The 23379-nt window shown below is 72.9% G+C and carries 23 protein-coding genes; 13 read left to right on the forward strand and 10 right to left on the reverse strand.

Annotated features, from left to right (window positions below):
- Positions 1-7 precede the first annotated feature (7 nt).
- Together CP982_RS13925 and CP982_RS13930 are read right to left on the reverse strand one after the other, a co-directional pair.
- Entirely contained in the window at positions 8-418 is a 411-nt protein-coding gene (locus tag CP982_RS13925; protein ID WP_150510825.1) for a peptidase inhibitor family I36 protein, read from the reverse strand.
- A 204-nt stretch (positions 419-622) separates the two neighbouring features.
- Positions 623-2242 carry an MFS transporter gene (locus CP982_RS13930; protein ID WP_150510826.1) on the reverse strand — a complete coding sequence of 540 codons (1620 nt, stop codon included), beginning with the start codon at positions 2240-2242 and terminating at the stop codon, positions 623-625.
- 127 nt (positions 2243-2369) lie between these two features.
- Between CP982_RS13930 and CP982_RS13935 the strand changes: the two genes are divergently transcribed.
- The 3 genes from CP982_RS13935 to CP982_RS13945 all read left to right on the forward strand — a co-directional run bounded on the left by CP982_RS13935 (position 2370) and on the right by CP982_RS13945 (position 5448).
- Positions 2370-2999: a TetR/AcrR family transcriptional regulator gene (locus tag CP982_RS13935; protein WP_170316413.1), complete on the forward strand. Its 630-nt coding sequence runs from the start codon at positions 2370-2372 to the stop codon at positions 2997-2999.
- 292 nt (positions 3000-3291) lie between these two features.
- A complete protein-coding gene (locus CP982_RS13940) occupies positions 3292-4503 on the forward strand; it encodes an alpha/beta hydrolase (protein ID WP_150510827.1) in 1212 nt (403 codons plus the stop codon).
- Between the two features lie 66 nt (positions 4504-4569).
- The gene (locus CP982_RS13945; RefSeq protein ID WP_150515470.1) at positions 4570-5448 is read left to right on the forward strand and encodes a DUF4429 domain-containing protein; all 879 of its coding nucleotides are present in this window, start codon (positions 4570-4572) and stop codon (positions 5446-5448) included.
- Positions 5449-5469: 21 nt separating this feature from the next.
- Here CP982_RS13945 and CP982_RS13950 read toward each other — a convergent pair whose 3' ends face one another.
- A complete protein-coding gene (locus CP982_RS13950) occupies positions 5470-5910 on the reverse strand; it encodes a MerR family transcriptional regulator (RefSeq protein ID WP_150515471.1) in 441 nt (146 codons plus the stop codon).
- Between the two features lie 114 nt (positions 5911-6024).
- Here CP982_RS13950 and CP982_RS13955 point away from each other — a divergent pair, with 114 nt between their 5' ends.
- On the forward strand, positions 6025-6840 hold the full coding sequence (locus CP982_RS13955; protein ID WP_150510828.1) for a serine hydrolase domain-containing protein: 816 nt from the start codon (positions 6025-6027) through the stop codon (positions 6838-6840).
- A 22-nt stretch (positions 6841-6862) separates the two neighbouring features.
- Here the strand turns inward: CP982_RS13955 and CP982_RS13960 are convergent, their stop codons facing one another.
- Positions 6863-7519, reverse strand: coding sequence for a pirin family protein (locus CP982_RS13960; protein WP_150510829.1), 657 nt, complete (start codon positions 7517-7519; stop codon positions 6863-6865).
- A 59-nt stretch (positions 7520-7578) separates the two neighbouring features.
- On the opposite strand from CP982_RS13960, the gene CP982_RS13965 reads away from it, so the two are divergent.
- From CP982_RS13965 to fabF, 5 genes are all read left to right on the forward strand, one after another.
- Positions 7579-8814 carry a PucR family transcriptional regulator gene (locus CP982_RS13965; protein WP_372503356.1) on the forward strand — a complete coding sequence of 412 codons (1236 nt, stop codon included), beginning with the start codon at positions 7579-7581 and terminating at the stop codon, positions 8812-8814.
- 89 nt (positions 8815-8903) lie between these two features.
- Positions 8904-9833 carry an ACP S-malonyltransferase gene (locus CP982_RS13970; RefSeq protein ID WP_150510830.1) on the forward strand — a complete coding sequence of 310 codons (930 nt, stop codon included), beginning with the start codon at positions 8904-8906 and terminating at the stop codon, positions 9831-9833.
- Between the two features lie 15 nt (positions 9834-9848).
- Positions 9849-10880 (forward strand): ketoacyl-ACP synthase III, encoded by a 1032-nt coding sequence (locus CP982_RS13975; RefSeq protein WP_150510831.1) that lies wholly within the window; start codon positions 9849-9851, stop codon positions 10878-10880.
- Positions 10881-10951: 71 nt separating this feature from the next.
- Positions 10952-11200 (forward strand): acyl carrier protein, encoded by a 249-nt coding sequence (locus CP982_RS13980; RefSeq protein WP_030358543.1) that lies wholly within the window; start codon positions 10952-10954, stop codon positions 11198-11200.
- 89 nt (positions 11201-11289) lie between these two features.
- Positions 11290-12552 (forward strand): beta-ketoacyl-ACP synthase II, encoded by a 1263-nt coding sequence (fabF, locus tag CP982_RS13985; RefSeq protein ID WP_150510832.1) that lies wholly within the window; start codon positions 11290-11292, stop codon positions 12550-12552.
- A 73-nt stretch (positions 12553-12625) separates the two neighbouring features.
- Here fabF and CP982_RS13990 read toward each other — a convergent pair whose 3' ends face one another.
- Positions 12626-13120, reverse strand: coding sequence for a DUF3145 domain-containing protein (locus CP982_RS13990; protein ID WP_144003254.1), 495 nt, complete (start codon positions 13118-13120; stop codon positions 12626-12628).
- Positions 13121-13499: 379 nt separating this feature from the next.
- On the opposite strand from CP982_RS13990, the gene CP982_RS13995 reads away from it, so the two are divergent.
- Positions 13500-14405, forward strand: a complete 906-nt coding sequence (locus CP982_RS13995; RefSeq protein WP_150510833.1) for an SGNH/GDSL hydrolase family protein — start codon at positions 13500-13502, stop codon at positions 14403-14405.
- Positions 14406-14409: 4 nt separating this feature from the next.
- Here CP982_RS13995 and CP982_RS14000 read toward each other — a convergent pair whose 3' ends face one another.
- From CP982_RS14000 to CP982_RS14010, 3 genes are read right to left on the reverse strand one after another with little or no spacing between them, the layout of a single operon-like run.
- A complete protein-coding gene (locus tag CP982_RS14000) occupies positions 14410-15258 on the reverse strand; it encodes an NmrA family NAD(P)-binding protein (RefSeq protein WP_150510834.1) in 849 nt (282 codons plus the stop codon).
- A 10-nt stretch (positions 15259-15268) separates the two neighbouring features.
- Positions 15269-15724, reverse strand: a complete 456-nt coding sequence (locus CP982_RS14005) for a RidA family protein (RefSeq protein ID WP_150510835.1) — start codon at positions 15722-15724, stop codon at positions 15269-15271.
- A gap of 35 nt (positions 15725-15759) precedes the next feature.
- Complete coding sequence (locus tag CP982_RS14010) at positions 15760-16599, reverse strand: NAD(P)-dependent oxidoreductase (RefSeq protein WP_150510836.1); 840 nt, start codon at positions 16597-16599, stop codon at positions 15760-15762.
- A gap of 49 nt (positions 16600-16648) precedes the next feature.
- On the opposite strand from CP982_RS14010, the gene CP982_RS14015 reads away from it, so the two are divergent.
- Positions 16649-17587 (forward strand): LysR family transcriptional regulator, encoded by a 939-nt coding sequence (locus CP982_RS14015; protein WP_372503357.1) that lies wholly within the window; start codon positions 16649-16651, stop codon positions 17585-17587.
- On the opposite strand, the gene CP982_RS14020 is transcribed toward CP982_RS14015, so the two are convergent.
- Entirely contained in the window at positions 17519-18094 is a 576-nt protein-coding gene (locus CP982_RS14020; RefSeq protein WP_150510838.1) for a hypothetical protein, read from the reverse strand. The two genes, CP982_RS14015 and CP982_RS14020, sit on opposite strands and share 69 nt — an antisense overlap.
- Positions 18095-18282: 188 nt before the next feature.
- Between CP982_RS14020 and CP982_RS14025 the strand changes: the two genes are divergently transcribed.
- The gene (locus tag CP982_RS14025; RefSeq protein WP_150510839.1) at positions 18283-19560 is read left to right on the forward strand and encodes a pyroglutamyl-peptidase I; all 1278 of its coding nucleotides are present in this window, start codon (positions 18283-18285) and stop codon (positions 19558-19560) included.
- A 180-nt stretch (positions 19561-19740) separates the two neighbouring features.
- Here CP982_RS14025 and CP982_RS14030 read toward each other — a convergent pair whose 3' ends face one another.
- Positions 19741-20547 (reverse strand): EI24 domain-containing protein, encoded by an 807-nt coding sequence (locus tag CP982_RS14030; RefSeq protein ID WP_150510840.1) that lies wholly within the window; start codon positions 20545-20547, stop codon positions 19741-19743.
- Between the two features lie 113 nt (positions 20548-20660).
- On the opposite strand from CP982_RS14030, the gene CP982_RS14035 reads away from it, so the two are divergent.
- The gene (locus CP982_RS14035) at positions 20661-23219 is read left to right on the forward strand and encodes a M14 family zinc carboxypeptidase (RefSeq protein WP_150510841.1); all 2559 of its coding nucleotides are present in this window, start codon (positions 20661-20663) and stop codon (positions 23217-23219) included.
- Positions 23220-23379: the final 160 nt, after the last annotated feature.

The raw sequence follows: 23379 nt of genomic DNA on the forward strand, positions 1-23379 counted from the left end.
TTCGGCCTCAGCGCTCCCAGACCTTGAACGCCCTGACGCGATAGGGCGATTCGGGGGCCCAGGTGCCGCCCCCGGGATAGGTGTTGAACTCGGCCGTCTCGGCGCACTCCCGGTCCTGATAGGCGGTGACCGGGCGGCCGGTGCGGTTGGCGAGGGCCTGCGCGCTGCCCCCCTCCGGCAGCGCGACACAGCTCTCGATGTCGACCCCGGCCAGCTCGAACACGTGCCGCGTGCCCTTGAAGCCCGCCTTCTCCCAGAGGCAGAGCTCCCCGGGCCCGCACGCGCCGAGCTTGCCCGGGGGCGCGGCACCGGCCCGTGCCGGTGCTGTGGTGCCCGCGTGCGCGGGTGTGAGGACCGCCGCGGCGAGCGCGGCCGCGGTGAGGGCCGTGAAGGCGGCGGCAGGCATGGTCGTACGCATGTGCATCAACCCCCGTGTCGTATCGATCACTTGTCGACCACCCTCCGCCTCGGGCGGCGTTAGCTGGAAGGGGTTCCGGGTTGGCTCACCCGGATAGGCGAAAACCCCCCGGGGCCCCGGGGGTCCGGGGCCCCTCCCTTCGATTTCGACTGCGGGCCGCAGGGGGCTGGTCGCGCAGTTCCCCGCGCCCCTTTGGGGTGCTGTCTAGATGTGGCCTGCTCCGCCGGTGCCCGGCTCCGCGTTCGTGCCGCGTTTGGTCAGGAGGGCCACCAGGGCCGCCAGGGCGCCGACCACGCCTGCGACGGCGAACGCCAGGCCCAGGCCCGACATGAAGGTGTCGTGGACCACGTCCGTGATGCGGGCGAAGGTGGTCTCGTTCATGCCGGGGGCCTTGGCCATCTCCTCGGGGACCGATCCGGTGGAGGCCGCCTTCTCCAGGCCGGGCGGCGGGGCGCCGGGCAGTCCGGCGTCCCGCCAGTTGCCCTTCAGGTCGGAGTCCACGGTGGTGGACATCACCGCGCCCAGGACGGCCGTGCCGAGGCTGCCGCCGACCTGCATGCCCGCCTGCTGGAGGCCGCCCGCGACGCCGGACAGCTCCAACGGGGCGTTGCCCACGATGACTTCGGTGGCGCCGACCAGGACCGGCGCGAGGCCGAGGCCGAGCAGGGCGAACCACAGGGACATCGCGAGGGTGCCGGTGTTCTCGGTCAGGCTCGTCATGCCGAACATCGCGACGGCGGTGCAGACCATGCCCGCCGTCAGCGGGACGCGCGGCCCCATCCGGGTGATCAGGGCGCCCGCGACCGGCGAGGAGACGATCATCATGGCCGTCAGCGGCAGCAGGTGCAGGCCGCTGTCGACGGGGCTCATGCCGTGCACGTTCTGCAGGTAGAAGGTCACGAAGAACAGGCCGCCGAGGAAGGCGAAGGCCATCAGGACCATCAGGGCCACGCCCGCGGAGAGCGCCACCGAGCGGAACAGGCCGAGCGGGATCAGCGGCTCCTTGACCCGGGTCTCCCAGAAGGCGAACAGGACGAAGCAGACGACGGAGCCGCCGAGGAACGCCCAGGTCCTGCCGCTGCCCCAGCCCCACGGGTCGCCCGCCTTGATGAGCCCCCAGACCAGGGCGAACATCGCGGCCGAGAGCAGCGCGATGCCGGGGAGGTCGAAGGACCGGGGCGCCTTCTCCGCGCGGTGGTTCTTGAGGATCACCAGGCCGAGGACGAGCGCGAGGGCGCCGACGGGCACGTTGATGTAGAAGACCGACTGCCAGCTGACGTGCTCGACGAGCAGGCCGCCGACGATGGGGCCGCCCGCGGTGGAAGCGCCGATGATCATGCCCCAGACGCCGATGGCCATGTTCAGCCTCTCGGCCGGGAAGGACGCCCGTAACAGGCCGAGCGCGGCCGGCATGAGGAGCGCGCCGAACAGCCCCTGGAGCACGCGGAAGGCGATGACGAGGGAGACGGTGTCGGACAGGCCGATGGCGCCGGAGGCGGCGGCGAAGCCCACGACGCCGATGAGATAGGTCTGGCGGTGGCCGAAGCGGTCACCGAGCTTGCCCGCCGTGATGAGGGCGACGGCGAGCGCGAGCAGATAGCCGTTGGTGATCCATTGGACGTCCGCGAGCGTGGCGTCCAGGTCCTTGGTGATGGCCGGGTTGGCGACCGCGACGATCGTGCCGTCGAGGGCCACCATCATCACGCCGATCCCGACGGAGACCAGGGTCAGCCAGGGATGGCCACGAAGTCCCTTGCCCCAGCCGGAGGTTGACGTCGGGTCCGGCGGCTTGTCGGCCGCGCCGATCGGAGTCTGAGTCGTCATGGACCGAGGTTAGGGTCAGTCGCTGACACTTGACAAAGAGTTCTATAAGACAGCCACTGACATCAGGACTCTCGCGCCCCGGAGGCCGCGGGTAGGGTGAGCCGGACCCCGGAGGAAAGAGAGCGGCGTGACCAGGCCCGGACTGCGCGAACTCAAGAAGCGGCGCACCCGTGACGCGCTGCTGCGCACGGCGCTCGAACTGTTCACCACGAAGGGGTTCGAGGAGACGACGGTCGACGAGATCGTCGAGGCCGTCGACGTCTCCCAGCGCACGTTCTTCCGGCACTTCGCGGGCAAGCAGGAGACCGCCTTCGCCGTCCCGGAGATGGTGGAGGCCCGCTTCATGCGCGCCCTGCGCGAACGCCCCCCGGGCGAGCCGCCGTTCGTGGCGCTTCGCGGTGCCGTGCTCGACTCCTGGGAGGCCATGAACGAGGCCATGGCCGAGCTGATCCCGGTCGAACTCCACATCCGTACGTACCAGATGATCGAGTCGACGCCCTCACTGGTCGCCGTCCATCTGCACCGCTCCACCGAACTGGAGGCGCGGGCCGCGCGCGTGCTCGCCGAGCGGGAGGGCCTCGACCCCGACGACCCGCGGCCGCGCGTGGCGACCGCCGCGTTCGGCGGCGTCATGCGGGCGGCGGGGCGGCTGTGGGCCACCGGCGAGGACGCCAGCGTCGCGTCGATCCGCGCGACGACGGAGGAGTACCTCGATCATCTGGGCGCCCTCGCGGAGGACTGGCACCGCGACCCCTGACGTGTCCCCCTCGCCGGTGACCGGCCGGTCACAGACGCGACGGGGCGACGCCGAGTTCGGCCGGTCAACGCCCCCCGCCGATCACTACGTTGAGTAGCGAAGCTTGACGCTTCGTAGTACATCCAGACCCCGCTCCCCCACGCGCCCCACGCGCGCCACCCGCGCGCCCCTTCGACGGAGCGTGACGATCCGATACGCGGTGCGCCCGCTTTGCCGCAAATGCCCAGCAAGAAACGTGATCTGCCTCACCCCGCGCACGGCGGGCTTCAGCCTTCTCCTAGGGTGTTCCGCAGTGACTTCCTTCGACTCATCCCCCCAACTCAGCATCTGGCGCGCGCTGCTCGCGCTCACCGTCGTGTTCGTCATGCTGGCGACCACCGGGTGGACCGCGGTGCGCCAGCACAGAGGCGCCACGTCGCCGCTCGAAGCCAGCCTCGCCGCCTGGGAGCGGGGACACATCGACGGGCGCCCGCTGCCGGACGCCGGTGCGCCCGCCGACCGGCTCGCGCGGTTCTTCGCCTCGCTCACCGGCTACCAGCGCGACCGGCTCGCCGCCCGCTACCCGCTCGCGGTGGGCAATATGAACGGCGCCCCGGTCCGGCTGCGCTACCACGCGAACCGCGTCGCCCTGAAGCAGGCCCGCGCGATCGAGCGGCGGCGCATGCACGACGACCGGCTCTCGCCGGTCGGCAAACAGGAGGCGGAGCGCAGGATGAAGCGGTTCGGCGTGATGATGCGCCCCGGCCGCCAGGTCCTCGCCTTCGATCCCATGGGCTCGGGCCGCATGGCCGAGGTCCTCGGAGACCTCGACAGGGCGCGCCGCGTGTCGGTCATCGTGCCGGGCGTGGACACCGACGTCCTCACCTTCGAGCGGACCCAGCGCAAGTACGCGGCGCCGGTCGGCATGGCCCGTGCCCTCCACGGCGCCGAGCGCAGGGCCGACCCCCGCGCGCGGACCGCCGTGATCGCGTGGGCCGACTACACCACGCCCGTCGGGCTCGGTGTGGACGCCGCCACCTCCATGCGGGCCGACGACGGCGCCGTCCGTCTCGACTCCCTGGTGCGCGCCCTGCCGGGGCGCACCGGCGTGGCGCTGTACTGCCACAGCTACGGCTCGGTGGTGTGCGGGGTCGCCGCCCGGCGACTGCCCGACCGGGTCACGGACATCGCGGTCGCGGGCAGCCCCGGGATGCGCGCCGACAACGTGTCAGGGCTCGGCACGAGCGCGCGGGTGTGGGCCGCACGGGACAGCGACGACTGGATCCAGGATGTGCCGCACATGGAAGTCGGCGGGCTCGGCCACGGCGCCGACCCGGTGTCGGGCGGCTTCGGCGCCCGCGTGGTGTCCGCCGACCGCGCCCGGGGCCACACCGGCTATTTCGAGCCGGGCACGGACAGCCTCAGCAACTTCGCCCGGATCGGCGTCGGCGCGTACGACGCCGTGCGCTGCGCTGACGGGGACGCGGGCTGCCACGACGGAATTTCCGGTACGACGGCGGCCTGACGCGCGTAGAAATCGGCGAAACAGCGGCCCGCCGCAGGAGAGACGGAGGAGCGCGTGCCGCATACGATGAGCCGCATGGGTGATGTACTGGCCGGATTTCACGCCGCCTGGGAGTTCGAGTCCGACTCCGTGCTCATCCGCTTCGAACGGGGGATCCGCACGCCGAAGCTGTTCCAGGCTCTCGGCGAGCGCCGCATCCCCCTTGAGGCGATCGCGGGGGTCACGCTCACACCGGGCAAACGGGGGACGACGGTTCTGCGCCTGGTCCCGAGACCAGGTGCCGATCCACTGATGGAGGCCGCGGCGGGACAGCTCAAGGACGGAGCCGACCCGTACCGCTTGGTGCTGCCCGCGGAGCGGGAGACGCTCGCCGAGTACTACGCGGACGAGCTGCGCGCCCTGCTGCCGGCCGAGGACCCGGGAGAGGCGGACCGCTATCTCGTGGCCGCTCCCGAGGCGCCGCTGCAGTTCAAGGCGTACGACGGGAAGGCGTCCTTCGACGGCAAGTCGGTGGCCTTCCGCTGGTTCTGGACCGGGGCCTCGTCGGCGAAGTGGAAGGCCGGGGACCAGAGCTTCCTGGTGACCGACCTCAGCGGGGTCGAGTGGCGCTCGCCGGAGGTCTTCGAGGGACATCTGCGACTGCTGCGCCGGGAGACGCCGGTGGCCCAGCCCGCCCAGGCCGACCAGGACCCGGCGGCCGTCGTCTTCGGGCTCGGCTACGGCCCCGTGCACGAGTCACTGCCGTTCGCGGCGTCGGTGCTCGCGGCCGTCAGGGCGTCGGGAGCGGCCCCGGCGACGCAGGGCGCGGCGCCCGCGCCGGCCGTCCGGCGCGACCCGGCCGACATCGCCGAGCGCATCCGGCACCTGGGCGAGCTGCACCAGGCGGGCCTGCTCACGGACGACGAGTTCACGGCGAAGAAGGCCGAGCTGCTGGCCGAGCTGTGAGCGGCCGGGCCCCGCGGCCGCTCAGGTCGCGCGCGGCCCGGCGGCCACGTCCGCGCTGACGGCGGCCTCGTTCCGGGCCACCACGTACGAACCGATCTTGTGGTCGAGCACGGCGAGGGTGTCCTGCAGCTCCGCGATCCGCGCGCGGACGTCCTGCCGGGTCTGCTCCAGGAGCTCCTGACGCTCGGCGAAGGTGTGGTCGCCCGCGCGCACCCACTCCGCGTAGCGCACCATGTCCGCCACCGGCATGCCGGTGGTGCGCAGCTTTCCGAGGAAGGTCAGCCAGCGCAGATCGCGGTCGCGGTAGCGGCGCTGGCCGGTGTGGGAGCGGTCGATGTGGGGCATCAGGCCGATGCGCTCGTACCAGCGCAGGGTGTGCGCGGTCAGACCGGTCGCCGTGGCCACCTCGCTGATCGTGTAGTGGCCCTCGGCGGGTGCGGTCCGCGTCTCCATCACCGTCATCATGGCCCCCACGCTATGGCCTTCGAGTGCACTCGAAGCAAGCGGATTCCGTTCCGCTCCGGCCGCCCGACCCCTGGCCGCCGCCGCTTCCCCGCGCCGCTTACGCTCGTACGCATGCAGAGCCTGGAGCTGATCGAGAACTGGCCGGTCCCCACCGCTGCCGCCGCCGTCGTCCGCGCGGACGGCACCGTGGCCGGGACCCGCGGGCCCACCGCGCACCGCTTCGCCCTGGCCTCGGTCACCAAACCGCTCGCGGCGTACGCGGCGCTCGTCGCCTACGAGGAGGGCGCCGTCGAGCTGGACGAACCGGCCGGGCCCGAGGGCTCGACCGTGCGGCACCTGCTCGCGCACACCAGCGGGCTCGCCTTCGACGAGCACCAGGTGATGGCCGCTCCGGGCACGCGGCGGCTGTACTCCAACGCCGGGTTCGAGGTGCTCGGGGACCACATCGCCAAGGCGACGGACATCCCCTTCGCCGACTATCTGCGGCAGGCCGTGCTCGAACCGCTCGGGATGACGTCCACGGCGCTCGCGGGCGGCGGGTCGCCCGCCAAGGACGGGGTGTCCACCGTCGACGACCTCGTACGGTTCGCCGCCGAGGTGCAGGCGCCGCGGCTGCTCGATCCGCGGACCGTGGCGATGGCCATGTCGGTGACGCATCCGGGGCTCAAGGGGGTGCTCCCGGGATACGGGCACCAGAACCCCAACGACTGGGGGCTCGGCTTCGAGATCCGGGACGGGAAGGCCCCGCACTGGACGGGCGCCTCGTCCTCGCCCCGGACCTTCGGGCACTTCGGGCAGGCCGGAACGTTCCTGTGGATCGACCCCGACGCGGGGGCCGCGTGCGTGGCCCTGACCGACCGGGCCTTCGGGCCGTGGGCGGTCGAGGTGTGGCCCGCGCTCACGGACGCGGTGCTCGCCGAGCTCTGAGCGCCGGGCGCACGGCGGCGGTCTACGCCATCTCCCACACCAACAGCTCCGTGCCGTCCAGGTACGCCGACGCCTCCAGGCCCTGCTCCTCCGTGACGCGCGCCGAGTCGCCCGGGCCCAGTTCCTCCTGGCCCAGGGCCACTTCGCCCCGCACCACGTGGACGTACACGTGCGGCGCGGGCGGGAGTTCCGCGCGCTCGCCCGCGGCGAGGCGGCGCACGTGCAGGAGGGCGCCCGCTGCGGGGAGGGCGTAGGGGGTGGAGTCGGCGATGCCGGGGACGACCCCGTACTCGGGCGTGCCGCCGGGCTCCATGGGGGCGAGCCACATCTGGAGGAAGGTCAGGGGCGCGGGGCCCGCGTTGCGCTCCACGTGGCGGACGCCCGCGCCCGCACTGAGGTGCTGGACGTCACCGGGCCGGATCAGCGACTCGTGGCCCGTGGAGTCGCGGTGGGTGAGCTCGCCCTCGACCACCCACGTGACGATCTCGGTGTGGCTGTGGGGGTGCTCGTCGAAGCCCGCGCCGGGGGCGAGGCGCTCCTCGTTGCAGGCGAGTATCGCGCCGAAGCGGAGGTTGTCGGGCTCGTAGTAGGGCCCGAAGGAGAACGCGTGGTAGGAGTCGATCCCCGCCCCGGGGTCGCCGCCGGGGTACCGCTCGCCGGAGCGCCGCACATCAATCACGAACCCCACGTTAGACCCGGCCCCGCACGCCGCCGCCCCGATAAGGCAGTCTTGTCCCCGTGCCCGAACCCTCAGCGAACGAAATCCATCAGGACACAGGTGCCGCGGCCCCGGGTCCGGCCCGCACCGGCCGTGCCCACGCGCACGCCGCGACCCTGAGGCGTCTGGAGAAGTCGTCCGGCAGCCTCGCCGCGCAGGCCATCGCGCGGATGGACGAGACGCTGTCCTGGTACCGGGCGATGCCACCGGAGAACCGCTCGTGGATCGGTCTGGTCGCCCAGGCCGGCATCGCCGCGTTCACCGAGTGGTTCCGGCACCCGGACGCCCCGCAGGCGATCTCGACGGACGTCTTCGGGACCGCGCCGCGCGAGCTGACCCGCGCCATCACGCTGCGCCAGACCGTGGAGATGGTGCGGACGACCATCGAGGTCATGGAGTCCGCCATCGACGAGGTGGCGGCGCCCGGCGACGAGTCGGTGCTGCGCGAGGCGCTGCTCGTCTACGCGCGCGAGATCGCCTTCGCCACCGCTCAGGTGTACGCCCAGGCCGCCGAGGCACGCGGTGCCTGGGACGCCCGCCTGGAGTCCCTCGTGGTGAACGCCGTGCTGTCCGGCGAGGCCGACGAGGGCGCCGTGTCCCGGGCCGCCGCGCTCGGCTGGAACTCGCCCGACCACGTGTGCGTGGTCCTCGGCACCGCGCCGGACGGCGACAGCGAGCTGACCGTCGAGGCCATCCGCAGGGCCGCCCGGCACGCGAAGCTCCAGGTCCTCACCGGGGTGCTCGGCGCCCGTCTGGTCGTCATCGCGGGCGGCAACGACAACCCGCTCGCCGTGGCCAAGGCCCTGATCGGGCCGTACGCGGCCGGGCCCGTGGTGGCCGGCCCCATCGTGCCCGACCTGCTCGCCGCGACCCGCTCGGCCCAGGCCGCCGCCGCGGGGCTCAAGGCCTGCGGCGCCTGGCAGGACGCGCCCCGTCCGGTGCTCGCGGACGATTTGCTGCCCGAGCGGGCGATGGCGGGCGATCCCGCCGCGCGGGAACAGCTGGTGGAGGAGATCTACAGACCACTGGAGGAGGCGGGCTCGGCACTCCTGGAGACCCTCAGCGTCTACCTGGAACAGGCGAGCAGTCTCGAAGGCGCCGCCCGGATGCTCTTTGTGCATCCCAACACCGTGCGCTACCGGCTTCGACGTGTGACCGACGTCACCGGATGGTCTCCTTCAGATGTACGCTCCGCCTTCACACTGCGGATCGCGTTGATCTTGGGGCGCCTGGCCGCCAGCGATCACAAGGCCTAGGGGTTTGTCGGACCCCTACAATTCCCCTAGCGGTTCTTCGTCCCTGTCCCCACGGGCGGTTCATCCTGTCCACAAGAGAGAGTGTGAGAGTGCTCGTACTCGTCGCTCCCGGCCAAGGCGCTCAGACGCCCGGCTTCCTGAACCCCTGGCTCGACCTTCCCGGCGCCGCGGACCGCCTCGCCGCCTGGTCGGACGCCATCGGGCTCGACCTCGTCCACTACGGTACGCAGGCGGACGCCGACGCGATCCGTGACACCGCCGTGGCGCAGCCGCTGCTCGTCGCGGCCGGTCTGCTGTCCGCGCAGGCACTGGGTGACATCACGCCGGGCGCCGTCGCCGGGCACAGCGTGGGTGAGATCACCGCGGCCGCGTACGCGGGTGTGCTGTCGGAGGACGCCGCGCTCGGCTTCGTCCGCAAGCGGGGCCTGGCCATGGCCGACGCCGCCGCCGTGACGCAGACCGGCATGGCCGCGCTGCTCGGCGGCGACCCCGAGGTCACCGTCCCGCACCTGGAGAAGCTCGGCCTGACCCCGGCGAACGTGAACGGCGCGGGCCAGATCGTGGCCGCCGGCACCGCCGAGCAGCTGGCCGCGCTCGCCGAGGACAAGCCCGAGGGCGTCCGCAAGGTCGTGCCGCTGAAGGTCGCGGGCGCGTTCCACACCCACCACATGGCTCCCGCGGTCGCCGTGCTCGAGGAGGCCGCCCAGGGCCTCCAGATCGCCGACCCGCGGCTCACGTACATCTCGAACCGGGACGGCAAGGCCGTCGCGAGCGGCGCCGAGGTGGTCTCCCGCCTCGTGGGCCAGGTCGCGAACCCGGTCCGCTGGGACCTGTGCATGGACACGTTCCAGGAGCTCGGCGTCACGGCCCTGATCGAGGTGTGCCCCGGTGGCACGCTGACCGGTCTCGCCAAGCGCGCGCTCAAGGGGGTCAAGAACCTGGCCGTGAAGACGCCGGACGATCTCGACGCCGCGCGTGAACTCATCGCCGAGACCGCCGCCGACGCGGCGGGTGCCTGAGAAGGAGCCTGGAGCATGACGAAGATCAAGCCCAGTCAGGGCGCCCCGTACGCGCGCATCATGGGAGTCGGCGGCTACCGCCCGGTCCGGGTGGTGCCCAACGAGGTCATCCTGGAGAAGATCGACTCCTCCGACGAATGGATTCGCTCCCGCTCGGGCATCGCGACGCGCCACTGGGCCTCCCCCGAGGAGACCGTGGCCGCGATGTCCGTCGAGGCCGCGGGCAAGGCGATCGCGGACGCGGGCATCCGGCCCGAGCAGATCGGCGCGGTGATCGTCTCCACCGTCTCGCACTTCAAGCAGACCCCGGCCATCGCCACGGAGATCGCGGACAAGCTCGGCACCGGCAAGCCCGCCGCGTTCGACATCTCCGCGGGCTGCGCGGGCTTCGGCTACGGCCTGACCCTCGCCAAGGGCATGATCATCGACGGCTCCGCGGAGTACGCCCTGGTCATCGGCGTGGAGCGGCTGAGCGATCTGACCGACCTTGAGGACCGCAAGACGGCCTTCCTGTTCGGTGACGGCGCGGGCGCGGTCGTCGTCGGCCCCGCCAAGGAGCCCGCGATCGGCCCGACGGTCTGGGGCTCGGAGGGCGACAAGTCCGAGACCATCAAGCAGACCGTGGCCTGGGACGAGTTCCGCATCGGCGACGTCACCCAGCTGCCCGTCGACGCCGACGGCGAGGTCAAGTTCCCCGCCATCACGCAGGAGGGCCAGGCGGTGTTCCGCTGGGCCGTCTTCGAGATGGCGAAGGTCGCCAAGGAGGCCCTGGACGCGGCCGGGATCAGCGCGGACGACCTGGACGTCTTCATCCCGCACCAGGCCAACATGCGGATCATCGACTCGATGGTGAAGACTTTGAAACTGCCGGAGCACGTCACGGTCGCCCGTGACGTGGAGACCACCGGCAACACGTCGGCCGCCTCGATTCCGCTCGCGATGGAGCGGCTTCTGGCGACCGGCGAGGCGAAGAGCGGTGACACCGCTCTCGTCATCGGCTTCGGGGCGGGTCTCGTGTACGCCGCCACGGTCGTTACCCTCCCCTAGGCACCCGTTACGGATCTTCGGATCCACGCGGATGCCGTCACACCCTCTGGATACATAAGAAGGAGCGCCTCATGGCCGCCACTGAGAAGGAGATCGTCGACGGTCTCGCGGAGATCGTCAACGAAATCGCCGGCATTCCGGTCGAGGACGTCCAGCTGGACAAGTCCTTCACCGACGACCTGGACGTCGACTCGCTGTCCATGGTCGAGGTCGTCGTCGCCGCCGAGGAGCGCTTCGACGTGAAGATCCCCGACGACGACGTCAAGAACCTCAAGACGGTCGGCGACGCCACCAAGTACATCCTCGAGCACCAGGCCTGAGCCTGGCGGCCAGCAGGCCCTGGCCAGCCGCCACCCGGCGGTGGCGCCGCCGCATCCGCATCTGAACCAATCGTGGAGAGAGAAATCCAGTGAACTCGACCAATCGCACCGTGGTCGTCACCGGTATCGGCGCAACCACACCGCTGGGTGGCGACGCGGCCTCGACCTGGGAGGGCCTGCTCGCCGGACGCTCCGGGGTCAGCCTCCTGGAGCAGGACTGGGCCGCGGAGCTGCCCGTCCGCATCGCGGGCCAGATCGCCGTCGAACCGACTGAGATCATCCCGCGCCCGCAGGCCCGCAAGATGGACCGCTCAGCGCAGTTCGCGCTGATCGCGGCCCAGGAGGCCTGGCAGGACGCGGGCTTCACCGCGAAGGCCGGTGAGGACCCGGGCGTCGACCCCGACCGGCTCGGGGCGGTCATCGCCTCCGGCATCGGCGGCGTGACGACCCTGCTCGACCAGTACGACGTGCTCAAGGAGAAGGGCGTACGCCGCGTCTCCCCGCACACCGTGCCGATGCTGATGCCCAACTCGCCCGCGGCGAACGTCGGCATCGCCCTCGGCGCCCGCGCCGGGGTGCACACCCCGGTCTCGGCCTGCGCCTCGGGCGCGGAGGCCATCGGCTACGCGATCGAGATGATCCGCACCGGCCGCGCCGACGTCGTCGTCGCGGGCGGCACGGAGGCGGCGGTCCACCCGCTGCCGATCGCCGCGTTCGGCAACATGATGGCGATGTCGAAGAACAACGACGACCCGCAGGGCGCGTCCCGCCCCTGGGACGTCGACCGCAACGGCTTCGTGCTCGGCGAGGGCGCGGGCGTGGTCGTGCTCGAGTCCGAGGAGCACGCCAAGGCCCGCGGCGCCAAGATCTACGTGGAGGCGGTGGGCCAGGGCATCTCGGCCGACGCGCACCACATCACGCAGCCGGAGCCGTCCGGCAGCGGCATCGCGCAGGCGCTGCGCCACCTGGTCGAGAACAACGACCTCAAGCCGTCCGAGATCGCGCACATCAACGCGCACGCCACCTCGACGCCGCAGGGCGACATCGGTGAGATCAAGGCGCTGCGCAAGGCGTTCGGCGACGACGTGGACCACATGGCGATCGCGTCGACGAAGTCGATGACCGGTCACCTCCTCGGTGGCGCGGGCGGCGTGGAGACCGTGGCCACGGTCCTCGCGCTCAAGCACCGCATGGCCCCGCCGACCATCAACATCGAGAACCTCGACCCCGAGGTCGACGCGGACATCATCCGCGGCGAGGCCCGCCCGCTGCCCGAGGGCACGATCGCGGCCCTGAACGACTCGTTCGGCTTCGGCGGCCACAACGTGGTGCTCGCCTTCCGGACGGTCTGATACGCCGTCATACGACGTGAAGGGCCCCCACCATCCGGTGGGGGCCCTTCGCGTTGCGCGCTCGGACGCGGTGTCAGACGACCTGGTGCAGCCAGCGCACCGGCGCGCCCTCGCCCGCGTACCGGAACGGCTCCAGCTCGTCGTCCCAGGGCTTGCCGAGGAGCTTGGCGACCTCGGCCTCCAGATCGCTCTCGCCGCCCTTGGAGCGGGCGAGGGCGGCGCGCAGCCGGTCCTCGGGGATCAGGATGTCGCCGTGGATGCCGGTGACGGCGTGGAAGATGCCGAGTTCGGGCGTGGCGCTGTAGCGCTCGCCCTCGGCCGTGGCGGACGGCTCCGCGGTGACCTCGAAGCGCAGCAGCTGCCAGCCGCGCAGCGCGGAGGCCAGCTTGGAGGCGGTCCCGGCCGCGCCGCGCCAGGAGAACTCGGATCTCCACGTACCGGGCGCCGCGGGCTGCCTGATCCAGTCGAGGCTGACGCGGGCGCCGAGCACACCGGCGACCGCCCACTCGACGTGCGGGCACAGCGCGCGCGGTGCGGAGTGCACGTACAGAACTCCACGTGTCGTCACCGGGACCTCCAGTGTGGGACGAGGCGCGCCGTTCCCGGCGGCCTCGGGCCCGTGCCGAGCGGTATTCCAGCCGTTCCCCGGAACCGGGGAAACTAAGGAAAGTCTGAAAACGGGACAGATGTGACGTGATGTAATTTAGCGGAACCGAAAAGAATCGGTTGCCACTGGGTGGCGAGGCTACCGTGATGTGAGGCAAGGATTGTGACGTACCGTCGGTCCGCATGCCGGGTAACACGGATGTTTCACTCGCTGGGAGGCCCGTTGCCCCCCGGCCGGGTGTCCGACGGCCGTCGCCGGGACATCTCACCATGCGGTGGTACGCAACCTGAAGAGCCCGTACGACGTCCCGTTGGACGACGACGGGACAGAGGGGACGAGTATGCGGAATTCACGGCGCCGCTCCCGGGCCGCAGTCGCCGTCGCGGCGGCGGCCCTGACCGGCATCGCCACGCTCACCGCGTGTGACGCGACCGGCGGCGACGACGCGGCGCCGAACGGCCCCTCGGCACAGGACAGAGCGGGCCGCAAGGCGGTCCCCGAGTGGGACGCGAGCCCCCGCTCCCTCGCCGCCGTCGGCGACTCCATCACCCGCGGCTTCGACGCCTGCTCGGTGCTCTCCGACTGCCCGGAGGCGTCCTGGGCGACGGGCAGCGACAGCGAGGTGCGCAGCCTCGCGCAGCGGCTGCTCGGCAAGCAGCGCGCGGCCACGCACAGTTGGAACTACGCCAAGACCGGCGCCCGCATGTCCGATCTGCCGGGGCAGATGGAGCGGGCCGCCGCCCGGCGCCCCGACCTGGTGACCGTGATGGCGGGCGCCAACGACGCCTGCCGGTCCTCGGTCGCCGAGATGACGCCGGTCCCGGTGTTCAAGGCGGACTTCGAGGACGCGCTCGCCGCGCTGCGCCGGGAGCGGCCCAAGGCGCAGGTGTTCGTGGCGAGCGTGCCGGACCTCAAGCGGCTGTGGTCCGAGGGCCGGGAGAACGTGCTCGGCAAGCAGGTGTGGAAGCTCGGCATCTGCAAGTCGATGCTCCAGGACGCGGACGCGATGGACGCGGCGGCCACGCAGCGCAGGCAGTCGGTGCAGGAGCGGGTCGTGGCGTACAACGAGGTACTCAAGGAGGTCTGCGCGAAGGACCTGCGGTGCCGGTACGACGGCGGGGCGGTGTTCGACTTCCGCTTCGGCACGGATCACCTGAGCCACTGGGACTGGTTCCACCCCAGCAAGAGCGGGCAGGCCCGCCTTGCCGAGATGGCCTACCGCACGATCACGTCGCGCCGCCCCTGAGGAGTCAGCGGAAGGCCGGGGCGTGGGCCTCGGCCCACGCGGCGAAGGGGCGGGCGGGACGGCCCGTGACGCGCTGGACGGTGTCGACGACGGTGCGTCCCTCCGGGGGCGTGTTCTTGTAGACGTCCAGGAGCCACGCGATCGTGTACTCGTCCTGCCCCTCGGCCCGCATCCGCTCGGCCGCCTCCTCCTCGCTGAGCTCGACCAGCTCGATGTCCCGGCCGCGCGCCCCGGCGATGGCCGCCACCTTCTCCCGGACCGTCAGCGCCTGCGGTCCGGTGATCAGGTACTCCTTCCCCGCGTGCCCCTCCTCGGTGAGCGCGACCGCGGCGACCGCGCCGATGTCGCCCTCGTGGACCAGCGCGCTCAGCCGGTCCACGAAGGGCGCGCGGACGGTGTCCCGGGTGCGCGCCTCCTCCGCCCACTCCAGGGCGTTCGCCATGAACTCGACGGGCATGAGCACGGTCCAGTCCAGGCCTCCGGCGCGCACCGCGTCCTCCAGCGGCGTCGGGCCGCCGCCGTTGAGGACGGTGACGCGCCGCACCCCGGCGTCCCGGGCCGTGCGGACGATCTCGGGGCCGGTCTCCAGGGGCTGGAAGGCGGCCCCGCCGAAGGTGATCAGGTGCAGTCCGGTGACACCAGTGAGGGCGTCCTTGAGGCTCGCCGGGTCGGTGAGGTCGCCGCGGACGACCTCGACGCCCTCGGGGAAGGCTGCCTTCGCCGGGTCGCGGGTCAGCGCGCGGACGCGCTGGCCGCGCTCCAGGAGTTCGCGGACGACCTCGCGGCCCACGGTGCCGGTGGCTCCGGAGACGAGGTGGACGGGGTGGGTCTCAGCAGCGGTGGTGTTCGTCATGGGGACGACGCTAGAAGGGCTTGCGGTCACCTTCTGTCCGCGATGCTTCTGCCTTCGACGCTTCTGCCTTCGATGCTTCTGTCCGCGACGCGGAGGAGGCCGCCACCACCTCCACCTCGATGCGCGCCTCCGGCCGGAAGAGGCGTGCCACCTCCACCGTGGTGCTGGTGGGCGGCGTACCGGTGAGGTACGAGCGGCGCACGGCCGCGTAGCCGGGCAGGTCGTCCATGTCGGTCAGGAACGTACGGATGTTGATGATGTCGTCGAGGGTCGCGCCGTACGCGGCGAGAAGGGCGGTGAGCGTCTCGAAGACTCCCCGGCTCTGCTCGGCTATCCCGTCCCCCTCGGCGATCTGGCCGGAGACGTACAGCAGCGCGTGACCGCCGGCGAGCGGAACACGGGCGACCTGGGAGTAGGGGCCGAGGGGCTGGGGCGCGTCGACGGGGTTGGCCAGGGTGACGTGCATGGGCGCGGGCTCCGGTCTCGGTGGGTGCGGATGGGTCAGGTGGTGGCGTGGGCGCGGATGTGGCTCACGGTGTGGGAGATGTCCGCCTGGGCGGTCTCCGGGGTGGCGGCGGCGGTCCGGAAGTGGGTGGCCACCGCCTTGATGACGGGCAGTTCCGCGACCCGCGCGGCCAGGGCGGTGTCCTTCGCGGCGAGGTCCGCGCCGAAGTGCACGTCCTGGGCGAAGGCGCGGGCGACGGCGCCGCCGAGCGGCCCGTGGGCGAGGGCGGTGCGCGCGGCGTCCCCGTCGAGGCCGAGCGCGTCGGCGAGGGCCAGCGTCTCGGCGACCAGGGCGACGCCGCCGAGCAGCGCGGTGTTGACGACGAGCTTGAGCGCGGCCCCGGAACCGGCGGGTCCGGTGCGGGTCACGGTGCCGAGCCGGGCGAGCACGTGCGCGACCCCGTCGACGTCGCCGCCCGCGAGGATGCCGAGCTGCCCGGCCGCGGCCTTGTCCGTGCTGCCCGCGACGGGCGCGTCGACGAGCGTGACGCGGCCCGCGACCCGCTCCCCCAGCTCCCTGACGACGTCGGGGCCGACGGTCGACATCTCCACCCAGTACGCGCCCTCGCGGAGCGCCGGCAGGATCGCGTCGGCCACCGAGCGCACCGCGTCGGGCCCCGCGAGCATCGTGATCACGACGTCGGCGTCCCGCACGGCGTCGGCGGGCGTGGACGCGAGGCGCGCACCCTCCGCGACGAGGGGTTCCGCCTTCGCGGCGGTGCGGTTCCAGACGGTCAACGGATGTCCGGCGGCGAGCAGTTGACGGGCCATGGGGGCGCCCATGTGGCCGAGTCCCAGGAAGGCGACGCGTTCCGTGGGCTGTGTGCGCTGTTCCATGGGGACGACGCTAGGCCCGGAGATGTGATGCGACAAGCGAATGTCTAGCATGGCCGCCATGCATACTGCGCATGGCGGAGCCTCCGATCTCTCCACCTTCTGGCTGCGGGCCTTCCTGGAGGTGGCGCGGGAGGGCTCGTTCACGGTGGCGGCGCGGCGGCTCTCCCTGACGCAGTCCGCGGTGTCCCGCCAGATCGCGTCCCTGGAGGATGCGCTCGGCGGGGCCCCGCTCTTCGACCGGCTGCCGCGCGGCGTGCGGCTCACCGCGCACGGGCGGGCCGTGCTGCCGCACGCCCAGGCCGTCGCCGGTCAACTGTCACGGCTGCGCCAGGAGTTGACGGACCTGGAGGGCGCCGCGCGCGGCCTGCTGCGGTTCGGGGCGTTCGCGACGGCGGACGTGGCGCTCGTGCCGCGCGCCATCGCCGCGTTCCGGGCGCGGCACCCCGGGGTGACGCTCACGCGCGAGGAGGGCTTCACCGGGCCGCTGCTGACCCGGCTCGCGGACGGCGACCTCGACCTGGCCGTGGTGTCGACGACGGGCGGGCCGCTCCCGGAGGACGTGTGCGAGCTGCACCACCTCCTGGACGAGCGGCTGTACGTGGCCCTGCCCGCGGCCCACCCGCTGGCGGGCGAGCCGTCCGTGGGGCTCGCCCACCTCGCCGACGAGGACTGGATCTCCGGCAGCGCGGAGCCCGCGGGCACCCTGCTCGACGCCGCCCTGCGGCACGGCTTCAGGCCGCGCGTCGCCCATGTGGTCGGCGAGTGGACCGCCAAGCAGGGCTACGTCGCCGCCGGGCTCGGCGTCGCCCTGATCCCGGCGCTCGCGGCCCAGGGCGTACGGCAGGACGTCGCGCTCGTCCCGGTCCACGACGAGGGCACGCCCGCCCGCGCGGTGTACGCGGCGACGGCACGAGGGCGGTCACCGGTACCGAGCGCGGAGCCGTTCCTGGCGGCCCTGCGGGAGTCCGGGCGGCTGCTCACCGGCTGAGGGACGGACCGTACGGCGGTGGTAGTAGGCCACCGTCACGGCCATGAGCAGCGGCGCCCACAGCAGCAGCGGGGCGTAGCAGAGGACCAGGAACGCGTCCTGCGCGGGCGAGCCCATGCCGCCGGGACCGGTGCCCGAGTCCAGGCCGCCGCCCACGTTGCGGAAGGCGTAGGCCCAGATCACGGCGAGCGCGACGGCGCCGAGCGCGGCCGGGACGACGGCGGCGAGCGGGCGCACCGGGCGCCCGCCGATCAGGGGTATCCAACGGGGTACGACCTCGCCCCACGGCCGCACCAGGCCGAGCGTCAGCAGGGCCAGGCCCTCCGAGACGGCGCTGAGCGCGAGGACGTACAGCGATTCGCCGAACCCCGGTCCGTAGTCGGACACGGGCAGGCGCAGGACGAGGGCGACGCGCCACAGGCTCGACGGCAGGACGACCCAGGGCACGGCGTGCGCGGCGAGCGCGGCCCAGCGGGGTACGCCGGGCAGGGAGTTGACTCTCGGCATACGGTCCATGCTGGTGCGCGGCCCCCGCCGGGGCGTCGGCACCGAGGCGGGTCCGCCTCCGCCGCGCGGGGGAGGACGGTCCGCCCCGGGGCGGACCGCCGCGGCCGGGCAAAGATCGCGTACCCGTAGCGCGCGACTCCCGCGGCCCGCGATACTTCGGCCACCTCACCTGCAACGGAAGGACTCTCGTGGCTTCGTCTCACATAGTCGGGCCCCGGCTCGTGGCCCTCGGCTCCGCCCTGCTCCTCGGGCTCTCGGCCACGCCCGCCCTGGCCGGCCCCACCGACCGGGGCGTGGCCGCGCCCACCGTCGAGGAGCAGCGCCTGGAGCGGGCGGTGCCCCAGGAGATCCTGCGCCGCAGCGGCTTCGACGCCGTGGCGCCCGCCTTCGCGCGGGCCCTGGACCGCGCGCACTCGTACGGGCAGGCCGAGCGGATCGTCGTACGCCACGGGCAGGCCCTGTGGAAGCGCGCCGTGGACCGGGTGCAGGGCCGTGGGCCGCGGGGCGGGGACCTGAGCCGGGATGACGACCGGCCGCTGTACTGGGCGCGGCTCGGGATGACGCGCGAGCTGCGCGCGTGGGAGCCGAAGGGCGGCGGGCTCGACGCGCAGCGGCGCGCGCGGCTGCTGCGGAAGCTGGAGGTGTCGTCCCGGGGCCAGGACGCGGTCCGCTACCCCGCGGGGCACGGCAAGCGGATGAAGCGGGTGCTGCTCACCGGCTTCGACCCGTTCACGCTCGACCGGGACGTCCGCATCAGCAATCCGTCAGGCGCGACGGCGCTCGCCCTCGACGGCACGGTCGTACGGACCGCGGCGGGCCCCGTCCGGATCGAGACGGTCACGTTCCCGGTGCGCTGGACGGACTTCGCGGACGGGGCCGTGGAGCGGGCGCTGCGGCGGCAGCTGCCGCGCGTGGACCTGTTCACGACCGTCAGCCAGGGCCGGGTCGGCAAGTTCGACATCGAGCGGACCAACGGCGCCTGGCGCGGCGGCTTCGGCGACAACGAGAACCTGTCGAGCACCGGCACCGTGCCGGTCGCCGATCCCGCCTCGCAGCCGCAGTGGACCACGACGACGCTGCCGTACAAGGACATCGTCGCCGCCTCCACGGGCCGCTTCCCGGTGTACGACAACACGGCGGTGACCGAGATCCCGGCGGGCGGCAGCACGCCCGTGAACCGGCCCGGCGGGCCGACGCCCGGCTCTACGGCCCGCCAGGGCGGCGGCGGTGACTACCTGTCGAACGAGATCGCCTACCGCGCGACGCTGCTGCGCGACCGGCTCGGCCTGCGCGACCGGCTGCCGGGCGGCCATGTGCACACGCCGGTGCTCCAGTTCGGGGCGGGGAACACCGACCCGGCGGGCGGGGCGGTCACCGACCCCGAGTTCGTGCGCAACCGGACCGACATCGTCAAGCAGACGCGGCGGATCGTCGTGGCAGCGGTGTCGGCCGGGGCTCGCCCCTAGGTGTCCCTCGCGGGGCGCCCCAGGCCCGCCCCTTCCCGCTTCCTGGGGGCTCCGCCCCCAGACCCCCGCTCCTCAAACGCCGGAGAGGCTGGAAGATCCAGCCCGTCCGGCGTTTGAGGACGAGCGCGTCAGCGCGATGGGCGGGCGGGTGGGGAAAGCCGGCGGCACGGCCTGCGGGGCCTACGCCGTGGTGGGCGTGCGGGGTGGGTCGGTGGCGGCGGTACCGTCGCCATCGGCGGCGGCGTCATCGTCCTCGTCGAGCAGGTCGCGGGCCATCAGAGTCGCGCCCGCGACCGCTCCCGGCATCAGGAAGACGGCGACGAACGGCACGAGGAACGCCACCGCGAGCGGGGCGCCGAAGCCCCAGGCGAGGGTCTTGCGGGCGCGCAGCAGGGCGAGGCGCTCGCGCAGCTGGACGCCCCGGCGCTGGAGCGCGACCGCCGTCAGCTCCTCCGCCAGGAAGAAGCCGGTGACGAGGAAGCCGAGGACGGGGATCACGGTCTGGCCCACCACGGGCAGGAAGCCGAGCCCGAAGAGCAGCACGCTCCACAGCAGCGCCCGCACCACGATGCGCAGGCTGTCGCGCGCGGAGATGAGCAGGTCGCGCCAGAGCGGCAGGCCCGACTCGGGGGCGAAACCGGCCACCGAGACGTCGACCTGCTCCGACAGGGACTCGTAGAACGGCTCCCCGATGAGGAGCGTCACGGCGGTGAAGCTCACCACGGACAGGAGCAGGGCGAGGGAGAAGAGCAGGGCGGTGAGGAAGCCGCGGAACGCGCCCTGCCACGGGGAGCCCCAGTCGTCGGCGAACGGCGTCGCCCAGGACACGAGGTCGGTGCCCCACAGCGCGAGCGCGACGAGCGCGGCCGCGTACAGCACGAGGGTGATGAGGCCGGGCAGCAGCCCCCAGCCGTACTGCTTGCGGTGCTGGGCGACCCAGCGCTGCCCCTTCACCAGATAGCCGAAGCCCTGACCTAGATCACGCATGCGGCACACCTTATCCGGTTGGCGAAAACCCTCTTGTTGCGGCCGAGTTCACCCTGTAGACCTCCTCTACCTGATCTCTCAGGGTCGCTCAGGTTCTCTCAAGGGAGGTACGGATGGGGACATCCCGGCCATCCAGACCGGTACTGCTCACCGCGTCGGCCGCCGCGGGCACGCTTCTGTTCACCGTGCTCGCGCCGGGCGGCGCAAGCGCCGATCCCCGGCCCGCGCCGCGCCCCGTCGTCCGCGACGGGACACCGCTCGACTCGCCCGACAAGGCGGCGAAGGCGCCCGAGGCCGCGGCCGAGCGGGCCCTCGACGGCGCCGATGTGCCGCTCGCCGCCGGCGCGGTCCGCGGCTATCCGCGCGAGCGCAGGCTCGCCCCGGAACCGCCGAACCCGGCCGACAAGTCCATCAAGCTGGGCCTGACCCCGTACCACGCCATCGCGCCCGAGCTGAACGAGATCCAGCGGCTCGGCGACCGGGTCAGCGTGGAGATCGCCGGGCGTTCGGCGGGCGGCCACGAGCTGTACCTGGTCACGGTCACCGCGCCCGAGTCGGCGCGCGAGGCCGCCCGGCAGGAGCGGATGCGCCGCCTCATCGCGAACGCGCCCAAGGCCGCCGCCGGGAGCAAGGCGATCAAGTCCTCGTACAAGACGCCCGTCTTCGTCAACAACAACATCCACGGCAACGAGTGGGAGGGCACGGACGCCGCCCTCAAGCTGATCAGGAAGCTGGCGAAGGCGAAGGATCCGGGGACGCGGAAGCTCCTCGGCCGCAACCGTCTGTACTTCAACGTCACCATGAACCCCGACGGCCGGATCGCGGGCACCCGGGCGAACGCGGGCGGCTTCGACCTCAACCGCGACTTCATCACCGCCTCGCAGCCCGAGACGCGCGCGGTGCGGCGCATCGCCGTCACCAAGCAGCCCGCCGTGATGATCGACCTGCACGGGTACGTCAACGGCACCCTGATCGAGCCGACCACGCCGCCGCACGGCGAGAACTACGAGTACGACCTGTTCCTGAAGAACACCTACGCCAACGCCCTCGGCATGGAGAAGGCCGTCAACGGCCTCGGCTACACCGAGGCGAAGGACGGCGTGAAGCCGGCGATCATCCCCTTCCGGGACCAGAAGGAGGGCTGGGACGACTGGCCGCCGATCTTCACCCCGCAGTACATGCCGTTCCACGGCGCGGTCGCGGCGCACACCATCGAGTTCCCGATGCAGGTCAACAACGAGGAGTACGAGTCGCAGCCGGTCGCCGAGCTGCGCCGCCGCTCCGCCGTCAACGTGGACATCGCGGGCGCGGCGATGAGGGCGACCCTCGACTTCGCCGACCGCAGGCGGCAGTCGCTGATCGCGGACCAGATCGAGGTGTTCCGGCGCGGCGCGGCGGGCGCGAAGCAGGTGCCGGTGTCGAAGGAGACGGTGCCCGGGGTGCCCGGCATCGGCCCGGAGGACGTGTACACGACGCGGTTCCCGCGTGCGTACGTCATCCCGGCGGGCCGTGACCAGCGCTCGGCGGCGGCCGCGTCCCGGCTCGTGGACCACCTGCTCGCCAACGACGTGCGCGTGCGGCGCGCCACCGAGGGCTTCCGGCTCGGCGGGCGCGCGTACGCGAAGGGCTCGTACGTCGTCGACATGCGGCAGCCCAAGCGGGGGCTCGCGAACGTGATCCTGGCCGACGGCCGGGACATCAGCGCCAAGGTGTCGGCCATGTACGACATCTCGGGCTGGAGCCTCGGGCGGCTGTGGGGCGCCTCCGTGAGGTCGGCGGCCGATGGCGACCCGGCGCGGGTGCCCGCGCGGCGCGTGCACGCCTCGCCGCGGGTCGCGTACGTCGCCCCGCGCGGCGACCTGCGGCTGCGGCTCGACGACCCGCGGGCGGTGGCGGCGCTCAACTCGCTGCTCGGGGACGGGATCGCGGTGCGCGACGCCGGGGACGGCGCCGTGGTCGTGCCCGGGTCCGCGCGGCGGATCGCGCGGGAGGTCGCCGCCGAGCACGACGTCGCCTTCTTCGCGACGAAGGAGCGCGGCGGCGAGGTCCTGCGGCGCACGCGGGTCGCGGCCGCGGTGACGCCGGGCGAGCTGTTCGCGCTGCGGGAGATGGGCTTCGACGTGACGCCCGTGTCGACGAAGGCCCTCAACTCCGGCTTCGACTGGGGCAGGACGGACGTGCTGTTCGTCTCGGCGGGTCTGGACCACCGGAAGCTGGACGGCGGGGCGAAGGCCCGCCTCGGCGCCTTCTTCGCGCGCGGGGGCGGCCTGGTGGGGCGCGGGGCCGAGGGTGCCGCGCTGAACGCCGCGGCGGGGCTGCTGCCCGTCACCGCCGTCGAGGGCAACGGCGACGCCAACGGCGTGGTGCGCGTGCGCGACGCCCGCGGGGCGGCCGGGTTCAGCTTCGTCTACGCCCCGGTGTGGTTCACGGGGCTCGGGGACGGCGTGCGGGTCGAGCAGTCCTACGGCGCCGGGAATCCGCTGGTGTCCGGGCACTGGCGTCCTGCGGACGGCGGGCGGGGCGGGCCTGCGGACGCCGCCGGGCAGGCCGCCGTGGTGAGCGGCTCCGCCCGGGGCTCACAGGTCGCCCTCTTCGGCACCGAGCCCCTGTTCCGGGCGCACCCGAAGGGGCTGTACCCGGAGGTGGCCCGGGCACTGTTCGCCGCGCGGTAGGCGACCCTCGCGGGGCGCCCCAGGCCCGCCCCTTTCCCGAAACCATGGGGCTGCGCCCCCTGGACCCCGCTTCATCGCGCTTCGCGCTCGTCCTCAAACGCCGGACGGGCTGACATGACCGCCCACCCGCCCCCGGATGGGGGCGGGTGGGGGGGAAAGC

Source organism: Streptomyces spectabilis (assembly GCF_008704795.1).
GTDB lineage: Bacteria > Actinomycetota > Actinomycetes > Streptomycetales > Streptomycetaceae > Streptomyces > Streptomyces spectabilis.

Coding starts and splice junctions, on each gene's coding strand:
- CP982_RS13950 (WP_150515471.1), bottom strand. CDS start 5,910: ATGACGGTGATGGAGACGCGGACCGCACCCGCCGAGGGCCACTACACG.
- CP982_RS13930 (WP_150510826.1), bottom strand. CDS start 2,242: ATGACGACTCAGACTCCGATCGGCGCGGCCGACAAGCCGCCGGACCCG.
- CP982_RS14010 (WP_150510836.1), bottom strand. CDS start 16,599: ATGGAACAGCGCACACAGCCCACGGAACGCGTCGCCTTCCTGGGACTC.
- CP982_RS14020 (WP_150510838.1), bottom strand. CDS start 18,094: ATGCCGAGAGTCAACTCCCTGCCCGGCGTACCCCGCTGGGCCGCGCTC.
- CP982_RS13995 (WP_150510833.1), top strand. CDS start 13,500: ATGCGGAATTCACGGCGCCGCTCCCGGGCCGCAGTCGCCGTCGCGGCG.
- CP982_RS14035 (WP_150510841.1), top strand. CDS start 20,661: ATGGGGACATCCCGGCCATCCAGACCGGTACTGCTCACCGCGTCGGCC.
- CP982_RS13980 (WP_030358543.1), top strand. CDS start 10,952: ATGGCCGCCACTGAGAAGGAGATCGTCGACGGTCTCGCGGAGATCGTC.
- CP982_RS14005 (WP_150510835.1), bottom strand. CDS start 15,724: ATGCACGTCACCCTGGCCAACCCCGTCGACGCGCCCCAGCCCCTCGGC.
- CP982_RS13925 (WP_150510825.1), bottom strand. CDS start 418: ATGCGTACGACCATGCCTGCCGCCGCCTTCACGGCCCTCACCGCGGCC.
- CP982_RS13975 (WP_150510831.1), top strand. CDS start 9,849: ATGACGAAGATCAAGCCCAGTCAGGGCGCCCCGTACGCGCGCATCATG.
- CP982_RS14030 (WP_150510840.1), bottom strand. CDS start 20,547: ATGCGTGATCTAGGTCAGGGCTTCGGCTATCTGGTGAAGGGGCAGCGC.
- CP982_RS13945 (WP_150515470.1), top strand. CDS start 4,570: ATGAGCCGCATGGGTGATGTACTGGCCGGATTTCACGCCGCCTGGGAG.
- CP982_RS14015 (WP_372503357.1), top strand. CDS start 16,649: ATGGCCGCCATGCATACTGCGCATGGCGGAGCCTCCGATCTCTCCACC.
- CP982_RS14000 (WP_150510834.1), bottom strand. CDS start 15,258: ATGACGAACACCACCGCTGCTGAGACCCACCCCGTCCACCTCGTCTCC.
- CP982_RS13955 (WP_150510828.1), top strand. CDS start 6,025: ATGCAGAGCCTGGAGCTGATCGAGAACTGGCCGGTCCCCACCGCTGCC.